A 16,387-nucleotide genomic window follows, 5' to 3' on the forward strand; every position below is an offset into this window, starting at 1 on the left:
TTTATTCTTCTTCAGAAGCAACGAAAGTCTTTTTGAATTCGCTGATCGCATTGTTTACTGCGTCTGCTTCTGGAAGAGCTTTCGTTGTACGGATCGTTTCAAAAATTTCTGGGTGATTATGATCTACCCATGCGTAAAGTTCAGATTCAAATCTGCCTACATCGTTTACAGGGACATCATCCAAGAATTTATTAGTCAATGCGTACAAGATAAGCACTTGTTTTTCAACCTTTAGCGGTTTGTGTAAATCTTGTTTCAATACTTCGATCGTGCGTTTACCACGTTCCAGTCTTGAGCGGGTTGCTGCATCTAAGTCGGAACCGAATTGAGAGAATGACTCCAATTCACGGTAAGCTGCTAAGTCCAAACGAAGTGTACCGGCAACTTTTTTCATTGCTTTGATTTGAGCAGAACCACCAACACGAGATACGGAAAGTCCAGGGTTGATCGCTGGGCGCACACCAGAGAAGAACAAATCGGATTGTAAGAAGATTTGCCCGTCGGTAATCGAAATAACGTTCGTTGGGATATAAGCGGAGATATCTCCGGCTTGTGTTTCAACAAATGGAAGTGCAGTAATCGATCCTCCACCTAGTGCCTCACTTAGTTTAGCGGCACGTTCAAGTAAGCGGGAGTGCAAGTAGAATACATCCCCTGGATAAGCTTCACGACCTGGAGGACGACGAAGTAATAGGGATAATTCACGGTAAGCTGCTGCTTGTTTGGATAAATCATCGTAAACGATCAAAACGTGTTTGCCGTTATACATGAATTCTTCACCCATTGCTACCCCAGCATATGGTGCTAGGTAAAGTAGTGGTGCTGGTTGAGATGCGGATGCAGATACAACGATCGTATAATCTAATGCACCGTGGCTACGTAAAGTTTCCACAGCGTTACGTACTGTAGATTCTTTTTGGCCGATCGCTACATAAATACAGATCATATCTTGGTCCGCTTGGTTTAAGATCGTATCGATCGCAACAGAAGTTTTACCTGTTTGACGGTCACCGATGATCAATTCACGTTGACCACGGCCGATCGGAACCAAGGCGTCAATCGCTTTGATACCAGTTTGTAGTGGTTCATCAACGGATTGACGTTGCATAACGCCAGGAGCAATTGCTTCTACCGGACGAGTTGCGCTTGTTTCAATTGGGCCTAGGCCATCAATCGGTAAACCTAATGAGTTGACGACACGTCCAATTAAAGCCTCCCCAACGGGAACTTCCATGATTTTACCAGTACGGCGCACTTCATCGCCTTCGCGAATCTCAGTATAAGGTCCAAGAATAATAATACCAACATCATTCGTTTCTAAATTCTGAGCCATACCCATAACACCATTGGAGAATTCTAATAGTTCTCCTGCCATTGCATTATCAAGTCCATGAGCTCTTGCAATACCATCACCAATATACGTAACAGTACCGACATCACTCACTTTTAATTCAGATTGATAATTTTCAATCTGTTGTTTGATAATCGAGCTGATTTCTTCAGCCTTGATGCTCATTAAATTCACCCCTCGTTAAACGGGAACTAAGCCTTAATTTGCCGTTCCATGTCTTTTAATTTCGTTTTGATCGTATCGTCATAGATACGGTTGCCGATAACCACTTTCACGCCGCCTAATAAGGAAGGATCAATATGATTATGGATATTCAATTTATTCTTATTCATTTTTTTCGCAAACGCGTTCGATAAAGTTTCCTGTTCTTTTTCCGACAATGGAATAACAGAATATACTTCTGCATCAGCAACACCGTGGATATCATTGACATACTGTTGATAGACGTCGATGATTGCTAATAAGTAATCTTCCCGTGCGCGATCGATCAACAAAGAAATAAAGTTTTTAAGCTTTTCATCTAATCCGGCAATTACACTATCTACTAATGATTTCTTTTGCTCGATCGTGAAGGTTGGGTTATCTAGTAACTTAATGAAATCGGGTTGTGCGGTGAATGCTTTTTTTATTTCTGTTAATTGAGCGGCATAGGTATCTAGCGCATCGTTTTCTTTTGCGACGCTTAAAAGCGCATTGGCATAGCGGCTAGCTACTTCGATATCTTTACTCATTTATCATCAAGCCTTTCGATGTACTCTTCGATTAGGCTGGACTGAGCTTCTTCATCAAGATTTTTCTCAATAACTTTCGATGCGATAAGGACAGATAAAGAACCAACTTGATCGCGAAGAGCTGCGATCGCATCTTCTTTTTCGCGTGCGATGTCGCTTTTTGCTTCTTCTTTCAAACGCTCAGATTCGCTGCGCGCTGTTTGAATGATAGATTCACGCTCTTTTTCGCCAAGCTGTTTCGCATTTTCAATCATATTTTGAGCTTCTACTCTAGCTTCTTTAAGAACTTGTTTTTGTTCTTCTAACAGACCTTCAGCTTGTGCTCGGCTTTCTTCAGCCGCATCAATTTCAGAAGCAATGTGTTCTTCACGTTCTTTCATGATACCCATTAACGGTTTCCACGCAAAAATGCGGATCAGCGCTAATAGAATAATGAAAGCAACCAACGTAAACAGTACATCTCCCGCTGCAAATTCAGCACCTATTACAAATTGTGGATGTAACACGCCACGTTCACTCCTTTCCAAACATTCGCTTTAAACTACTCAGACAATGATTCTATGATTATTTATTAAGAACCATGAACGCAATAACAACAGCGATGATCGGAAGGGCTTCAACTAGCGCGATACCGATGAACATGATCGTTTGTAGCATAGAACGAGCTTCTGGTTGACGTGCAACACCTTCAACAGTTTTTGAAACAATAAGACCATTACCAATACCGGCACCTAACGCACCTAAACCTACTGCGATAGCAGCTGCAATAACACCTAAAGACATAATAAAAATCCTCCTTGATTTCTTTGAAATTTTTTATTTTAAGAATGACTGGTTCAATAAGTTTTTAATTAATGTTCGTCGCTAACTTTGTGAGCCATATAAACCATGGTTAGCATTGTAAAAATGTATGCTTGGATCGCTCCGATAAAGACGGAGAATGCTTGCCAAGCAATAGCAGGGATAATAGAGAAAATACCTACGAATATATTGACATGCGCAAGTTGTGTCGCAATCAAGGATAACAGTACTTCGCCGGCAAAGATATTACCGTAAAGCCGTAGTCCTAACGTCAATGTATTTGCAAATTCTTCTATTATTTTTAATGGGAATAAGAATTTCATTGGACTTAGATAAGTACCTGAGAAATAATTCTTAAATCCGCGCATCTTCACACCATAATAATGTGTCAGCGAGACGATCATGATCGCGAGTGTCAGCGTTACGATCGGATCTGCGGTTGGCGAGCGCCACCATACATTTCCGTGAACGGCGATTTGCATTGGCAAGCCAAGCATATTTGCTACAAATACAAACAACAATATCGTAATACCTAAAACGTGAAAGCGTCCACCCGTTTTCCAGTCCATATTACTGTTAATAATATTTCTAACAAAATCCATTACCCACTCAATAAAGTTTTGTTTCCCTGTTGGGCGCCGTTTTAAGTTTCTCGTACAAAAAATCGCAATAAACAGCACGATCACACAAGTAACAGTAATCATCAGTACATTGGATAGATTAAACGAGATCGGACCCAACTTTAATATTGGAAAATGTTCATCCAACTTGGTTCACCCCTCTCTTTTTGCAAACTTTTTTCTACGGTATAAGGAATAAACAATAAAATCTAGAAATGTAATCACATACACTAACCCTACGCCAAGCAGCGTACTATATATATGAAAATACTCAGGAAGTTTTGTCGCAATTATAGTTGCAAGGATAACACTACCTATTCTAGCAATCGTTCCCATTCCATAGAACGGCTTGTTCTCTGCAAGCGCCTTTGTCATTGCATGAGTTCTTCTCATAAGCAGCCAGTAATTAAACCAACCTACGATCAGCCCCAATTTAAGTCCTAGAAATATGTGCACATAGGGAGTGAAGAACCAGCCTAATAGACAGGCACCAATGAAAGCAGCAAGATATTTTTCGTGTCGTTGATACATGCCGATCAGTGACTCTAACATGTTGGATGCAATCCTTTCTGCCTTAAAATAGCACTCTGTCTATAAGAAACAGAGACTAGAGGGCAACATTGTGAAAACAAATACATTCCTTCCCCTTAACCCTTTTTCCGCCACGTCTGAAAGCCTTATCAGCGTGTCATTTTTAAGCATACACAGGGCTAGAAGAAAAGTCAATACGCTTTCACAAATTACTCAACCTCATGTTAATAGTAACATAATTAAGACCTTCTACAAAACAATTGTTAGAAAAATCGCTAATATTTAACAATTTTAAAACGACGTTCCAAATACCTTAATGAAAAACCTACAACACCTCCAAATGATCATGAAATCACGTTTGATTTCTCACAAAACAAAATAAAAAAAGTCCTTCACCAGATTGGTAAAAGACTTGTATTTGTTTTCCAAGCAATCAAGTTCTTTTCCAATGCAAAAGAACGGAAAAAATGCTTATGCAAGAAGCACTTTTTGGGCTCTGCTATCAATAACATTGTAAATCTTATCACATGTTACGGAAAAGCTCTAGTGAAATCGTGTCTTGTAACGAATATGTAATATTTATCCGCTTACATTGATAAATAAAGAAAAAGAGCCGATTTTTCTAGCTCTTTTTCCTCTATTTATACAGTAAAATCTGTCGGTTTTTCCGTGTTTTCAAAATAACTACGGATCGCTGCCAAGATTCTTTTCGCTGCTTCGCCATCACCATACGGATTGCTGGCTTTTGCCATCGCCTCGTAAGCTGCTGGATCATCCAATAATTCCAAGGCTTCCTTATATAACGATTCTTTTGCCGTACCGATCAATTTCAAAGTTCCAGCCTCAACGCCTTCTGGCCGTTCGGTCGTATCGCGAAGAACCAGTACCGGAGTTCCCATTCCTGGCGCTTCTTCTTGTACGCCGCCGGAATCGGTAAAGACTAAATAAGCGCGTTTTAAGAAATTGTGGAAATCGATCGCATCCAATGGTTCGATCAGATGGATACGGGGATGGTCGCCGAGTACCTTCAACGCCTTTTCACGTACAGCCGGATTCAAGTGCATTGGATAGACTAATTCCACGTCAGGACGATCTTCCACGATTTGCCGAACCGCTTCAAACATTCCTTGCATCGGAGCGCCAAGATTTTCTCGACGATGTGCTGTCATTAGGATCAAACGATTATCGCCAAGGTTGTTTAAGATCGGATGGTGATAATCTTCTTTGACCGTTGTCTTCAAAGCATCGATCGCAGTATTGCCCGTGATATAGATGCTTTCGTTATTTTTTCCTTCTGCAAGCAAGTTGTTTTTAGCTTGTAGCGTTGGTGCAAAATGCAAGTCCGCTATCACACCTGTCAATTGACGATTCATTTCTTCTGGGAAAGGAGAATATTTATTCCACGTGCGCAGTCCTGCTTCTACGTGCCCAACACTTTTTTGCTCGTAAAATGCTGCTAGTCCAGCTGCAAAACTAGTGGTGGTATCCCCATGGACCAGGATAATATCTGGTTGATATTCCCGAATCGCTTCTGTTAAACCGTTTAAAACGCGTGACGTAATATCTGCTAATGTTTGACCAGCTTTCATGATATTCAGATCCACATCTGGGACCACACTAAAAATATCCAAAACTTGGTCTAGCATTTCACGATGCTGTGCAGTAATGACAACTTTTGAATCAAAGACATCGGATTGTTTTTGTAGTTCAATGGCTAACGGCGCCATTTTGATAGCTTCTGGTCTTGTACCAAACACACTCATTACCTTTATTTTCGTCATTAAAAGCTCCCTCTTTTTTCCCTCTTATTTTGTGCCGAATAAACGGTCGCCTGCATCTCCCAAGCCGGGTACGATGTAGCCTTCTTCGTTCAATTTTTCATCTAATCCTGCAATGTAGATGTCTACATCCGGATGTGCTTTTTCTAAAGCCGCTACGCCTTCTGGAGCTGCTACTAAACACATGAATTTGATATTTTTAGCACCGCGTTTTTTCAGACAGTCGATCGCCATGATTGCGGAACCGCCTGTTGCAAGCATTGGATCTACAACAATGAATAAGCGTTCTTCTACATCGGAAGGAAGTTTCACGAAATATTCTACTGGTTCTAATGAGTCGTGATCGCGGTATAAACCTACGTGGCCTACTTTAGCAGCTGGGATCAATTTTAAGATACCGTCCTGCATACCTAGACCTGCGCGTAAGATCGGAACAACGCCTAATTTTTTACCGGTCAATGTTTTGGCTGTCATTTTTTGGATCGGTGTTTCTACTTCAAAATCTTCTAATTCCATATCGCGAGTTATCTCGTAAGCCATCAGCGTTGCAATTTCGTCAACTAATTCTCGGAAAGCTTTTGTTCCTGTATTTTTATCTCGAACGATGGTTAATTTGTGTTGAACTAACGGGTGATTGATAATGTGTACATTTGACATTTTCCGCTCTCTCCTTCTTCTACTAAAAATTTCCTTCTCTTATTGTATCAGAAGATAACACATCTGCAAGTTTTTCTTGGAATTAATTCTTTTCTAGACAAAGACCTGCTTTCAATTAAAAAGCAGGTCTTTGTTTCTTTTGATTTATAAACTTGGATACAACGGGAAGGATGCTGTCAAATCGGATACTGCCGATTTCACTTTGGCAAGTACTTCTTCATCTTCGGAATCATGTAACACTTCTGCGATCAATTCTCCGACCTTAGCTGTTGCCGCTTCATCAAAGCCGCGGGTAGTGATTGCAGCTACGCCGATTCGGATTCCACTTGTCACAAATGGGCTCTCTGTTTCAAACGGGATCGTATTTTTATTGACCGTGATGCCAACTTCGTCTAATCGTTTTTCAGCTACTTTGCCGGTTAGGCCGAGCGGTTTTAGATCGATCAGCAGCAAATGATTGTCGGAACCGCCTGTTAAGACGCTAATGCCTTGTTCTGTCAATGTCTTCGCTAACGCTTGGGAATTCTTGATGATTTGTTCTGCATACGTTTTAAATTCAGGTTGGAGAGCTTCCCCGAAGGCCACTGCCTTAGCAGCGATTACGTGCATAAGCGGTCCGCCTTGTACGCCTGGGAAAATGGCTTTATTTAGTTTCGCTTCCCACTCTGCTTTGGCAAGGATCAAGCCGCCGCGGGGACCACGAAGTGTTTTATGTGTAGTAGAAGTAACGAAATCTGCATATAGGACAGGATTTTGATGGAGTCCAGCTGCCACTAGACCTGCGATGTGTGCCATATCGACCATGAGATAAGCCCCGACTTCATCAGCGATCTCGCGGAATTTGGCAAAATCGATTGCACGTGGATAGGCACTCGCACCTGCAACGATCATTTTTGGTTTATGTTCTAATGCTAATTCACGCACTTTCTCATAATCCAACAATTTTGTTTCAGGATCAACACCATATTCGATAAATTTATATAATAGCCCGCTGAAATTAACAGGACTTCCGTGCGTCAAATGACCACCATGAGAAAGGTTCATCCCCAAGACAACATCACCCGGTTTGATTGAAGCCTGATAAACAGCCATGTTTGCTTGAGCACCGGAGTGCGGCTGAACATTTGCGTATTCTGCACCGAACAATTTTTTGACACGATCGATCGCCAGATTTTCTACGATATCGACGTATTCACAACCGCCATAATATCGTTTTCCCGGATAACCTTCTGCATACTTGTTCGTAAGCACTGATCCCATCGCTTCAATCACTTGTTCACTGACAAAATTTTCAGAAGCGATCAACTCAATATTATTACGCTGTCTGCCAAGTTCTAATTTTATTGCATCAAATACTTCTTTATCCTGTTTTTGCAAATAAACCATTCCTCTGCCCCCATCCATTTTTTAAATTGAAAGAAAATTCCGTAATACCCTTATAATCCCTTATCTCATTAATAAATGCAAGTGTTTTTTATGAAAATACGATGATTTTTATTCTTTTTCAACAAAACGTTCGGATATAGCTTCTTGAAGTTCAGCAAAGCATGCTCGATAAGCCTCCATGGACTGGCCGTATGGATCAGCAATAGCTTTAGATGGGCGCAGGCTTTGGATGTTCTTTTTTACAAGTGGATAGCGATAACGTAATTCTTCTGCTTGTTGAGCTGTCATTGTATACACCTCATCTGCCCAATCCAGCAGTTCTTCGGAAACAAGCTGGGCATAATGTGTTTCATTCAAGCCATGCTCTCGCAGCAACTGTTTCGCAGACATCGCCAGCGGTTGACCTTGCAAGGCATGTGTTCCGGCTGACTGAACGTTCAGTTCCGGTCGCTTTTTCGCCAGTATCTTCTCTGCCATCGGACTGCGGCAGGTGTTCCCTGTACAAACAAATAAAACATTCACGGCACTCTCTCCTTTAGCTATTCTGTTAAATATTTTCCACCTGCTGCTTTTTCCAATCGGTTCATAAGTGCGACACCGATGCCAGCTTGTGGATATGTTTCTGCGAAAATGCACGTGACGTCTAAATGATCAAAGCTTCTTAAACCATCATATAAATGAGTAGCTGCTTCTGCTAATGAATTACCGGTACTGTAAACAGGAATGTCTTGTTGCAATACTGCTTTCTGTTTTTCCGAAATCAACAGTCCCGGTTTTTCGCCTCGTGCTTTTGCCGCTTCGATCTGCTTGATCCAATATGCACTGCTTCCTTCTATTAAATAAACTGGGGCTTGCGGAGCGTAATGTGTGTATTTCATTCCCGGCGCTTTGGGAGCTTCTGCTGCCTTGCTGGTTACAGCAGTGTATGCCAGTTGACCAATAACGGCTTCGATCTCTTCTTGGGTTACGCCGCCTGGTCTTAGAATCGCTGGAATAGGTACAGTACAGTCGATCACGGTTGACTCCAATCCGACACCAGTATCCCCGCCATCAATAATCCCAGCGATTTTGCCAGTCAGATCTTCTTGCACGTGCTGTGCGGTAGTAGGGCTTGGCCTGCCAGAACTGTTTGCACTTGGAGCTGCTAAGGGCAGACCGGAATAAGCTAAAAAGTCATGAGCTACCTCATTTTCAGGCATGCGGATCCCGACACTCTGCAATCCAGCTGTTACATTTTTTGCTAGGCTACCTGCTTTTAAAGGCAAAATAATCGTCAAAGGACCTGGCCAAAAGTGCTTGATCAGTTCTTTAGCCTTATCGGGCACATCTGTTACAAGGCTTTCCAGTTGTTCAAGGTGTGCAATGTGGACAATTAGTGGATTATCAGAGGGTCTCCCTTTTGCGGTATATATTTTATCCACAGCTGCTTCATTCGTGGCATCTGCTCCTAATCCGTAGACTGTTTCTGTCGGAAAAGCGATACACTCGCCTGCTTTTAATAAGTCAGTGGCTGCTTGATAGATTTCCTCATTAGATGAGGTATCTGTAAGCTTCCAATAGTTCGTTTCCATATTTAGGAGACTCCTTTATTTTGTAATATCTCTATTTTAACGTCTTTTTTCCTTTTTTCACAGCCTTTTTCATATAAAGTTATCCACTTTCTGTGGATAATAACTTTGTCAATGTGGATAACTTCTTGTGAATTGTGGAAAAATCGTAAATATCTTTATTTAATCGTATTTTTAACATTAAGATATGATTAAAAAAATTTTTTTGCACAAAATTTTATCCACAGTTTTGTGGATAAAATAAATTATAAAAAAAGCGTCCTCACAAGAGAAACGCTCTATACCAACGTATTTGAACAAATAACCATTCGATCCTTCCCGTTGATATCTTTGTGGATAACTACAGGAACTTGTGGAAAACTTTTTTGAAATAGCGCTCTGACTGATTCACCTTGTTGATAACCGATTTCCACACCGATCCAAAAATCAGCTTCTACGATCGCTGGAAGTTGCTTCACAAGCTTCTCATAAATTGCTAACCCATTATTTTCAGCAAACAAAGCCAGTTCCGGTTCGTTTTTCAACACTAGATCCGACATGCCCAGCCGTTCGTGCTCGGCAATATATGGGGGATTAGCTATGATCAGCTGATATTTCTCACAGTTATCCACAAAATAATCCGCAACATCTGTTTCGATGCATCGCACTTCTGCACCGAGCTGCTGCGCATTTTTTTTACTAACTTGCAGTGCTTCGGGGGAAATATCCGATAATGTAACCGTAAGCTCCGGCAGCTCTTTTTTCATCGTGATCCCAATAACACCACTACCCGTACAAATATCCAGTACTTTTCGAAAGCCTGTTTTCTTTGCCGTTTCCAGTGCCTTATAAACCAATTCTTCTGTTTCTGGTCTTGGGATCAGTACGTGGTTATCCACATAAAAATCGTAGCCGAAAAAAGGAGCGGTCTTTAGGATATACTGGATCGGTTCGCCAGCTAGATAACGATCCAAATCTTGCAGACATTGCTGGTACATTTCTTGTTCCAGCGGCATTCCATGTGATTGCCACAGTTCTGAGCGAGTCAGCTGAAGCCTTGTTTCTACAATGATCTCACCGATATTGCTGTCTAAATTTCCGGCAGCAAGTTTTTCACGGCATAGTTGTAGAAAGTCACCGATTCGCTTATTCTGCATCGTTTAAATGCTCCAACTTGCTTGTTTGATCTTCTACGATCAGTGCGTCGATGATTTCGTCGATCTTACCTTCCATCACTTGATCCAGTTTTTGGATCGTAAGGCCAATGCGATGATCGGTTACACGGTTTTGCGGAAAGTTATACGTCCGGATACGCTCTGAACGGTCGCCTGTTCCGACTGCAGATTTTCGATTTGCATCGTATTCTTCACGTGCTTCGCGTTCAAATTTATCATAGATCCGTGCACGTAAAACTTTCATTGCTTTTTCTTTATTTTTGATTTGAGAACGTTCGTCCTGCATCGATACAACGATTCCAGTCGGGATATGAGTAAGACGAACTGCGGACATGGTTGTATTGACGCTTTGTCCACCTGCACCGGTGGAAGCAAATGTATCTGTCCGAATATCTTTATCTTGGATATCGATCTCCACGTCTTCTGCTTCTGGTAAAATCGCGACCGTTGCAGTAGAGGTATGAATACGACCGCCTGATTCTGTTTCTGGCACACGCTGTACACGGTGCGCCCCGTTTTCATATTTTAACCGGGAAAAAGCACCATCGCCATTGATCATCACAATGACTTCTTTATAACCGCCGATCCCAGTTGGATTGGCATCCATGATCTCCGCTTTCCAGCCTCGACTTTCTGCATAGCGGCTATACATTCGGAACAGATCGCCGGCAAATAATGCCGCTTCATCACCACCTGCAGCTCCGCGGATCTCCATAATAACGTTTTTATCATCGTTCGGATCTTTAGGAACTAATAGTAATTTAAGTTTTTCTTCTAAATGGGTTTTGTTTTCTTGCAGTTCATTCAATTCTTCTTTTGCCATTTCACGCATGTCATCATCTAATTTTTCATTCAGCAGTTCTTTCGTTTCTGCAATTTGATCCGTCACTTCTTTATAATCGCGGTAAGTTTCCACAGTTTGACTGATAGAAGATTGTTCTTTTGAAAGATCACGCAGGCGCTTCGGATCAGAAACCACATCCGGATCGCTCAGCAATTCGTTTAATTCTTCATATCGATTTTCTACTGATTGTAATCGATCATACATTATCCTTCACCTCGTTCATTAGTTGATCGGCGGATGCGAATGACATTTTCGGCATACTGGATAGTATCGGTCATTTCCACCAATCATGATTTGTTCTCCGGTGTAAACCGGCTTTCCTTTATCGTCCACGCGTAGGACCATCGTGGCTTTTTTCGCACAAAACCAACAAATCGTTTTCATTTCTTCGATCTTATCTGCATAAAGCAATAAATATTTAGAGCCTTCAAACAACTCATTGCGGAAATCATTTTTCAATCCGTAAGCAATAACTGGAATATTCAGTTCATCGACGATCTTTGCTAACTGAAAAACATGTTCTTTCTCTAAAAACTGTGATTCATCTAATAATACACAATAGGGTCTTGCTTCCATGCCAGCTACGATCTCAAAAATATCGGTATCATGGAATACGGGAGTAGCATCTCTTTTTAAGCCGATTCGGCTAGAGATCGTCCCAACTTTATCTCGATCGTCAATGCCAGATGTGAAAATGACGACTGGCTTATTTTGCTCTTCATAATTATGGGCAACTTTTAAAATCTCGATTGTTTTCCCACTGTTCATCGCGCCGTAGCGAAAAAATAACTGTGCCATTTGAAAACGCTCCTTACCTTTTAAACTCTTTTCCTATTTTATCATATCGGTTGCGTGCGTGGGGATAGTTTTTCCTTTTCTTAGCAACAAAAATAGACACCCGCTTGGTGTCTATTGGAATGGCAGTTACTTTTCTGCCGCTTTTTTATTGGTGAGAAAGAAGCTCGGAATGAAAATCAAGGCAAGCACAATAGCTGAAACCAAAAATCCTGCTTGGTAGCCTCTCAAGCCATTTTCAATCGTTGGTTGCAAGCCCTGAATGAACGTTGCGACTGTAGTTGCGATGACAGCAGAGCCAAAACTCGAGCCAAGATTCTCAATAATGTTGACGCCAACGCCCGCTTCCGGAAGTTGTTTGTTGTCTAGTCCGGTATAAGCATCGCTCATTAGCGGCAGATTGATACCGCCGATACTAGTTCCGCGGACAAATAATACGATCGCTATCCAGATCATACTAGTTTGATCTGTAATGAATACGAGCGGGATCGAGCCGATCAGCGAGAGGACAATGCTGACCATGACCACATATTTCGCGCCGAAACGGTCAATCATTTTTCCGATTATCGGACGCGTCACTAGCATGCCCAGACCTTGCGGAATAAGTGCGATCGCTGCTTCCATCGCTGTAAAGTGGCGGAAATTTTGGAAAAACAACGGAAGGATCAGCATTGGTCCCATGATGGCAATATTGGCTAGGAAGAGACCGACGCTTGAAGCGAGAAAACGCTTATGTGTAAATAGATTCATCGGCAACACCGTCTGATTCTTTTTGATTCGGTCATAAATAAAGTAAATAACTGCTAGGCCAAGTCCGATCCCGCCCCAGAGAATCGTTTCGCTATTTTGGAATGATGCGTGATCAGCAGCTTTGGTGATCCCAAAAATCAAAGCAGCACTCATCAAAGATAAGTCAATGATACCAAAAACATCGAGCCTGCTCGCTTTATTGAAAGGTTCAAAGTCAGGGATCGTTTTCATCATCAAAGGTACGGCGATCAATACAACGAACACATTGATGAAGAAAATCCATTGCCATGATGCAGCCTGTATGATAAAGCCACCGATGACAGGTCCTAATATCGGGCCAAAGATCATTGGCGTCGTTACAATTGAGATGACTTTCCCTAAGTTTTCCGGTCCGGCTGTTTTTACGAGCAACGTGGACATCAGCGGAGTAATGATCCCGGCGCTAAAACCTTGTAATAAGCGGAATACAATGAAGCTGGACACATTCCAGCTGATTCCTGCAAGTACAGAAGTGATTCCGAAGACGATTACCGCTCCGATAAAGATTTTTTTACCGTTAAATTTATTCATCAGCCAGCCTGCAATTGGAACAGCGATCGCTAGCGCGAGTACATAGCCAGTTATTGCCCATTGAATGATATCGAGCGTGGTGCCAAAATCTTTTGTAAGTTTATCGACGGCGATATTTACCATCGTAGAATCTAGCATTGGGGCAATTGCTCCGAGCGCGATCGCCCAAGCAGCTGCCAGCACGTCTTTCGGTATTCCTGATTGTTTGGATTGATTTGTTGACATATTATTCTCCTTTCAGGAGTTGGTTTTTATTTCCTTGGAAACAAAATAATATTATCACCTTTTTGTTTCCTTGTCAACAAAATAAAAGCAACCCATCTTTGCAGATCAGGTTGCTTGCAATTTAATTATTCCGGCTTGTTATCCAGCTTCTTTATTTCTTCATCCAAATGCTGACTGTAACGATCAATGATCAGCAACATATTCTCCCATTGCTCCTCGGTCACTTGTTCAAACACAGCTTTGTCCCGCTCTTGAAATTCTTGATGCAGCGCTTCATGGATATTGAATACGGCTTTTCCTTGCGTTGTAAGTTTATAGTAGATTTCTTTTTTATTCTCAGGATTCTGATACGTTTCGATAAGTCCTTTTTGAATGAGTTTTTTCGTCAGCTTGCTCATGGCGCCTCTCGTCATATAAAAAGCCTCCGCAAGTTTTGTCACATTGGGATCGGTACTTTTACCGATAAATTCAATGCAATGCACTTCGGAAGAGGTATAGTCCTTTAAACTGGCTTCCATTTTGATTTTGTTGAGCCAAACCATTTTATTAAACACATTTCTTATATTACGCATCACTTCTTCTTGTTTACTCATGCGCTACCCTCCTGCTTACTGCTTTTAGTATAGCGAATTATTGTTTCCGGCGCAACAATAAATTACTTTTTGAAATAAAAAAGGCACCCATGGGCACCTTTTATTTTATTCAATCAAAAATTTCCGATCCGCTTCCTTCTACTTCCAATTCCAAAATCGCAGCATCGGGATCGATCGTTTGCAACCGTTCTTTCAGCTTGTTGGTTTTATCGCTTGGAGCAAAAACGAGGACGGTCGGGCCAGCTCCGCTTAAACAAGTAGCATAAGCGCCGTTTTCTCGAGCTATTTTTCTTATTTCCAACAAATGTGGTACAAGTCGGGCGCGGTATTTCTCATGCCAGCGATCTTTTTCAATCATTTTCCCTGCTAGTACCATGTTATTTTGTAACAATGCACCGATCATAACATTTGCGATACTGCTTGCTCGAACCGCTTCTTTGAACGGGATCTCTTGCGGCAAAACTGCTCGGCTTTCCGATGTCAGAAGTTCCGTTTTCGGAATAAATACTAAAATACTGCAATTTGGGAAAAGATGTCGAACGTAGAAATCTTCCCCTTCTAATTTAGCTCCAATAGCGAGATTTCCGAGTATTGCCGGTGCAACATTATCTGGATGGCCTTCGATTTCTGCGGCGATCTCCACTTTTTCTTCTTTTGTCAGCGAGAGTCCTCCCAGCGCAACTGCCAATTCGATGCCAGCTACGACTGCTGCCGAGCTACTTCCCAGACCTCTTGCCGGAGGGATCGCTGATTCCATCACTAGCCGACGAGGTTTTATATCCGGGGCTAGCTGGAGAGCGGTTTGAATGATGATGTTGGTCGCATCGGCAGGGATTTCCGCTCCTAGCCCATGCTCGATATGCCATTCTGCTTGTTCTTCCATAACATCAAGCGTTAAATATAATGTCAGCGCCAAACCACAGGAGTCAAAACCAGGACCAAGATTCGCCGTAGTTGCCGGGACACGAATCCGCATCACGCTTTTACTCCGGCACGTAAATGGGCACGCATTGCTTCGATCCCTTCCACGTGTGAAATCGGGATCTCATGGACAGACATGGCTGTGTCAGGATCCTTCAAGCCATTACCAGTAAATACAGCAACAACTTTTTCGCCTGGCTGGATCTCACCGCTCTTCACGTGCTGGATGATCCCTGCAAGAGAAGCCGCGGATCCAGGTTCGATAAAGATACCATCTTGGGCAGCGACTTTCTTATAGGCATTAATGATCTCGTCATCTGTTACAGAATGGATAAAGCCATGCGACTCATCACGCGCCGCTTCTGCCAATGACCAGCTTGCAGGATTACCGATCCGGATCGCTGTCGCAATCGTTTCTGGGTTATCGATTGGAGCACCTTGCACGATCGCTGCCGCGCCTTCTGCTTCAAAGCCGTGCATGCGTGGTAGTTTTGTATCATGCTTTTCATGCCATTCTTTGAAGCCCTTCCAGTAAGCCGAAATATTACCAGCATTTCCAACTGGGATCGCGAGTACATCTGGTGCATCGCCTAACTGCTCACAAATTTCAAAAGCAGCTGTTTTTTGACCTTCCAAACGATATGGATTTACTGAATTCACGAGCGTTACTGCTTCGGTTTCAGCCAATTCTCGTACCGCTTGCAGCGCTTCATCGAAATTACCTTCGATCGCGATAATATCAGCACCATACATAACTGCCTGCGCTAATTTCCCAAGCGCGACTTTCCCATCTGGAATAACGATGTAAGCTTTCAAGCCCGCACGTGTTGCATAGGCGGCCGCAGCTGCGGAAGTATTTCCAGTAGAGGCACAGATGACTGCTTCGGCACCTTCTTCCTTCGCTTTCGCAACTGCCATGACCATTCCGCGGTCTTTGAAAGAACCGGTTGGATTTAGTCCTTCGTATTTACCGTAAAGTTCAATGCCTAATTCTTTTGACAAACTCGGAAGCGGGATCAGCGGCGTGTTTCCCTCAGCTAATGATATGAAAGGTGTTTTCTCCGTTACGGGCAAATACGCTTGATATTTTTCTAACAATCCTTTATACATCT

At 42.3% G+C, this 16,387-nt stretch carries 18 protein-coding genes; all 18 read right to left on the reverse strand.

Annotated features, from left to right (window positions below):
- Position 1: 1 nt before the first annotated feature.
- The 18 genes from atpA to thrC all read right to left on the reverse strand — a co-directional run bounded on the left by atpA (position 2) and on the right by thrC (position 16,385).
- Positions 2–1,516, reverse strand: coding sequence for a F0F1 ATP synthase subunit alpha (gene atpA / locus EL241_RS12255; RefSeq protein ID WP_003758815.1), 1,515 nt, complete (start codon positions 1,514–1,516; stop codon positions 2–4).
- A 26-nt stretch (positions 1,517–1,542) separates the two neighbouring features.
- The gene (locus tag EL241_RS12260; protein ID WP_003758813.1) at positions 1,543–2,082 is read right to left on the reverse strand and encodes a F0F1 ATP synthase subunit delta; all 540 of its coding nucleotides are present in this window, start codon (positions 2,080–2,082) and stop codon (positions 1,543–1,545) included.
- The gene (gene atpF, locus EL241_RS12265; protein ID WP_036105595.1) at positions 2,079–2,588 is read right to left on the reverse strand and encodes a F0F1 ATP synthase subunit B; all 510 of its coding nucleotides are present in this window, start codon (positions 2,586–2,588) and stop codon (positions 2,079–2,081) included. Before atpF ends, EL241_RS12260 begins: the two co-directional genes overlap by 4 nt.
- Positions 2,589–2,646: 58 nt before the next feature.
- Entirely contained in the window at positions 2,647–2,865 is a 219-nt protein-coding gene (atpE, locus tag EL241_RS12270; RefSeq protein WP_003758810.1) for a F0F1 ATP synthase subunit C, read from the reverse strand.
- A 68-nt stretch (positions 2,866–2,933) separates the two neighbouring features.
- Positions 2,934–3,650, reverse strand: a complete 717-nt coding sequence (gene atpB, locus EL241_RS12275) for a F0F1 ATP synthase subunit A (protein WP_003758807.1) — start codon at positions 3,648–3,650, stop codon at positions 2,934–2,936.
- 6 nt (positions 3,651–3,656) lie between these two features.
- On the reverse strand, positions 3,657–4,055 hold the full coding sequence (locus EL241_RS12280) for an ATP synthase subunit I (protein ID WP_003758805.1): 399 nt from the start codon (positions 4,053–4,055) through the stop codon (positions 3,657–3,659).
- Positions 4,056–4,675: 620 nt separating this feature from the next.
- Positions 4,676–5,815 (reverse strand): non-hydrolyzing UDP-N-acetylglucosamine 2-epimerase, encoded by a 1,140-nt coding sequence (wecB, locus tag EL241_RS12285; RefSeq protein ID WP_003758803.1) that lies wholly within the window; start codon positions 5,813–5,815, stop codon positions 4,676–4,678.
- A gap of 24 nt (positions 5,816–5,839) precedes the next feature.
- Entirely contained in the window at positions 5,840–6,469 is a 630-nt protein-coding gene (gene upp, locus EL241_RS12290; RefSeq protein WP_003758801.1) for a uracil phosphoribosyltransferase, read from the reverse strand.
- A gap of 144 nt (positions 6,470–6,613) precedes the next feature.
- Positions 6,614–7,855, reverse strand: coding sequence for a serine hydroxymethyltransferase (glyA, locus tag EL241_RS12295; RefSeq protein ID WP_036105588.1), 1,242 nt, complete (start codon positions 7,853–7,855; stop codon positions 6,614–6,616).
- A 108-nt stretch (positions 7,856–7,963) separates the two neighbouring features.
- On the reverse strand, positions 7,964–8,377 hold the full coding sequence (locus tag EL241_RS12300) for a low molecular weight protein arginine phosphatase (RefSeq protein ID WP_003758798.1): 414 nt from the start codon (positions 8,375–8,377) through the stop codon (positions 7,964–7,966).
- Between the two features lie 17 nt (positions 8,378–8,394).
- On the reverse strand, positions 8,395–9,426 hold the full coding sequence (locus tag EL241_RS12305; protein WP_036105586.1) for an L-threonylcarbamoyladenylate synthase: 1,032 nt from the start codon (positions 9,424–9,426) through the stop codon (positions 8,395–8,397).
- Between the two features lie 275 nt (positions 9,427–9,701).
- The gene (gene prmC, locus EL241_RS12310; protein WP_126320629.1) at positions 9,702–10,559 is read right to left on the reverse strand and encodes a peptide chain release factor N(5)-glutamine methyltransferase; all 858 of its coding nucleotides are present in this window, start codon (positions 10,557–10,559) and stop codon (positions 9,702–9,704) included.
- A complete protein-coding gene (gene prfA / locus EL241_RS12315; protein WP_003758792.1) occupies positions 10,549–11,625 on the reverse strand; it encodes a peptide chain release factor 1 in 1,077 nt (358 codons plus the stop codon). The genes prmC and prfA overlap by 11 nt, the downstream gene beginning before the upstream one ends.
- A gap of 18 nt (positions 11,626–11,643) precedes the next feature.
- Entirely contained in the window at positions 11,644–12,219 is a 576-nt protein-coding gene (locus EL241_RS12320; RefSeq protein ID WP_003758789.1) for a thymidine kinase, read from the reverse strand.
- A gap of 126 nt (positions 12,220–12,345) precedes the next feature.
- A complete protein-coding gene (locus tag EL241_RS12325) occupies positions 12,346–13,761 on the reverse strand; it encodes an MDR family MFS transporter (protein WP_036105583.1) in 1,416 nt (471 codons plus the stop codon).
- A 125-nt stretch (positions 13,762–13,886) separates the two neighbouring features.
- On the reverse strand, positions 13,887–14,354 hold the full coding sequence (locus tag EL241_RS12330) for a MarR family transcriptional regulator (protein WP_036105581.1): 468 nt from the start codon (positions 14,352–14,354) through the stop codon (positions 13,887–13,889).
- 109 nt (positions 14,355–14,463) lie between these two features.
- Complete coding sequence (gene thrB / locus EL241_RS12335; protein WP_036105578.1) at positions 14,464–15,330, reverse strand: homoserine kinase; 867 nt, start codon at positions 15,328–15,330, stop codon at positions 14,464–14,466.
- Positions 15,330–16,385: a threonine synthase gene (gene thrC, locus EL241_RS12340; protein WP_003758783.1), complete on the reverse strand. Its 1,056-nt coding sequence runs from the start codon at positions 16,383–16,385 to the stop codon at positions 15,330–15,332. The genes thrB and thrC overlap by 1 nt, the downstream gene beginning before the upstream one ends.
- Between the last annotated feature and the right edge of the window lie 2 nt (positions 16,386–16,387).

The organism is Listeria grayi, assembly GCF_900638015.1.
Taxonomy (GTDB): Bacteria; Bacillota; Bacilli; order Lactobacillales; family Listeriaceae; genus Listeria; species Listeria grayi.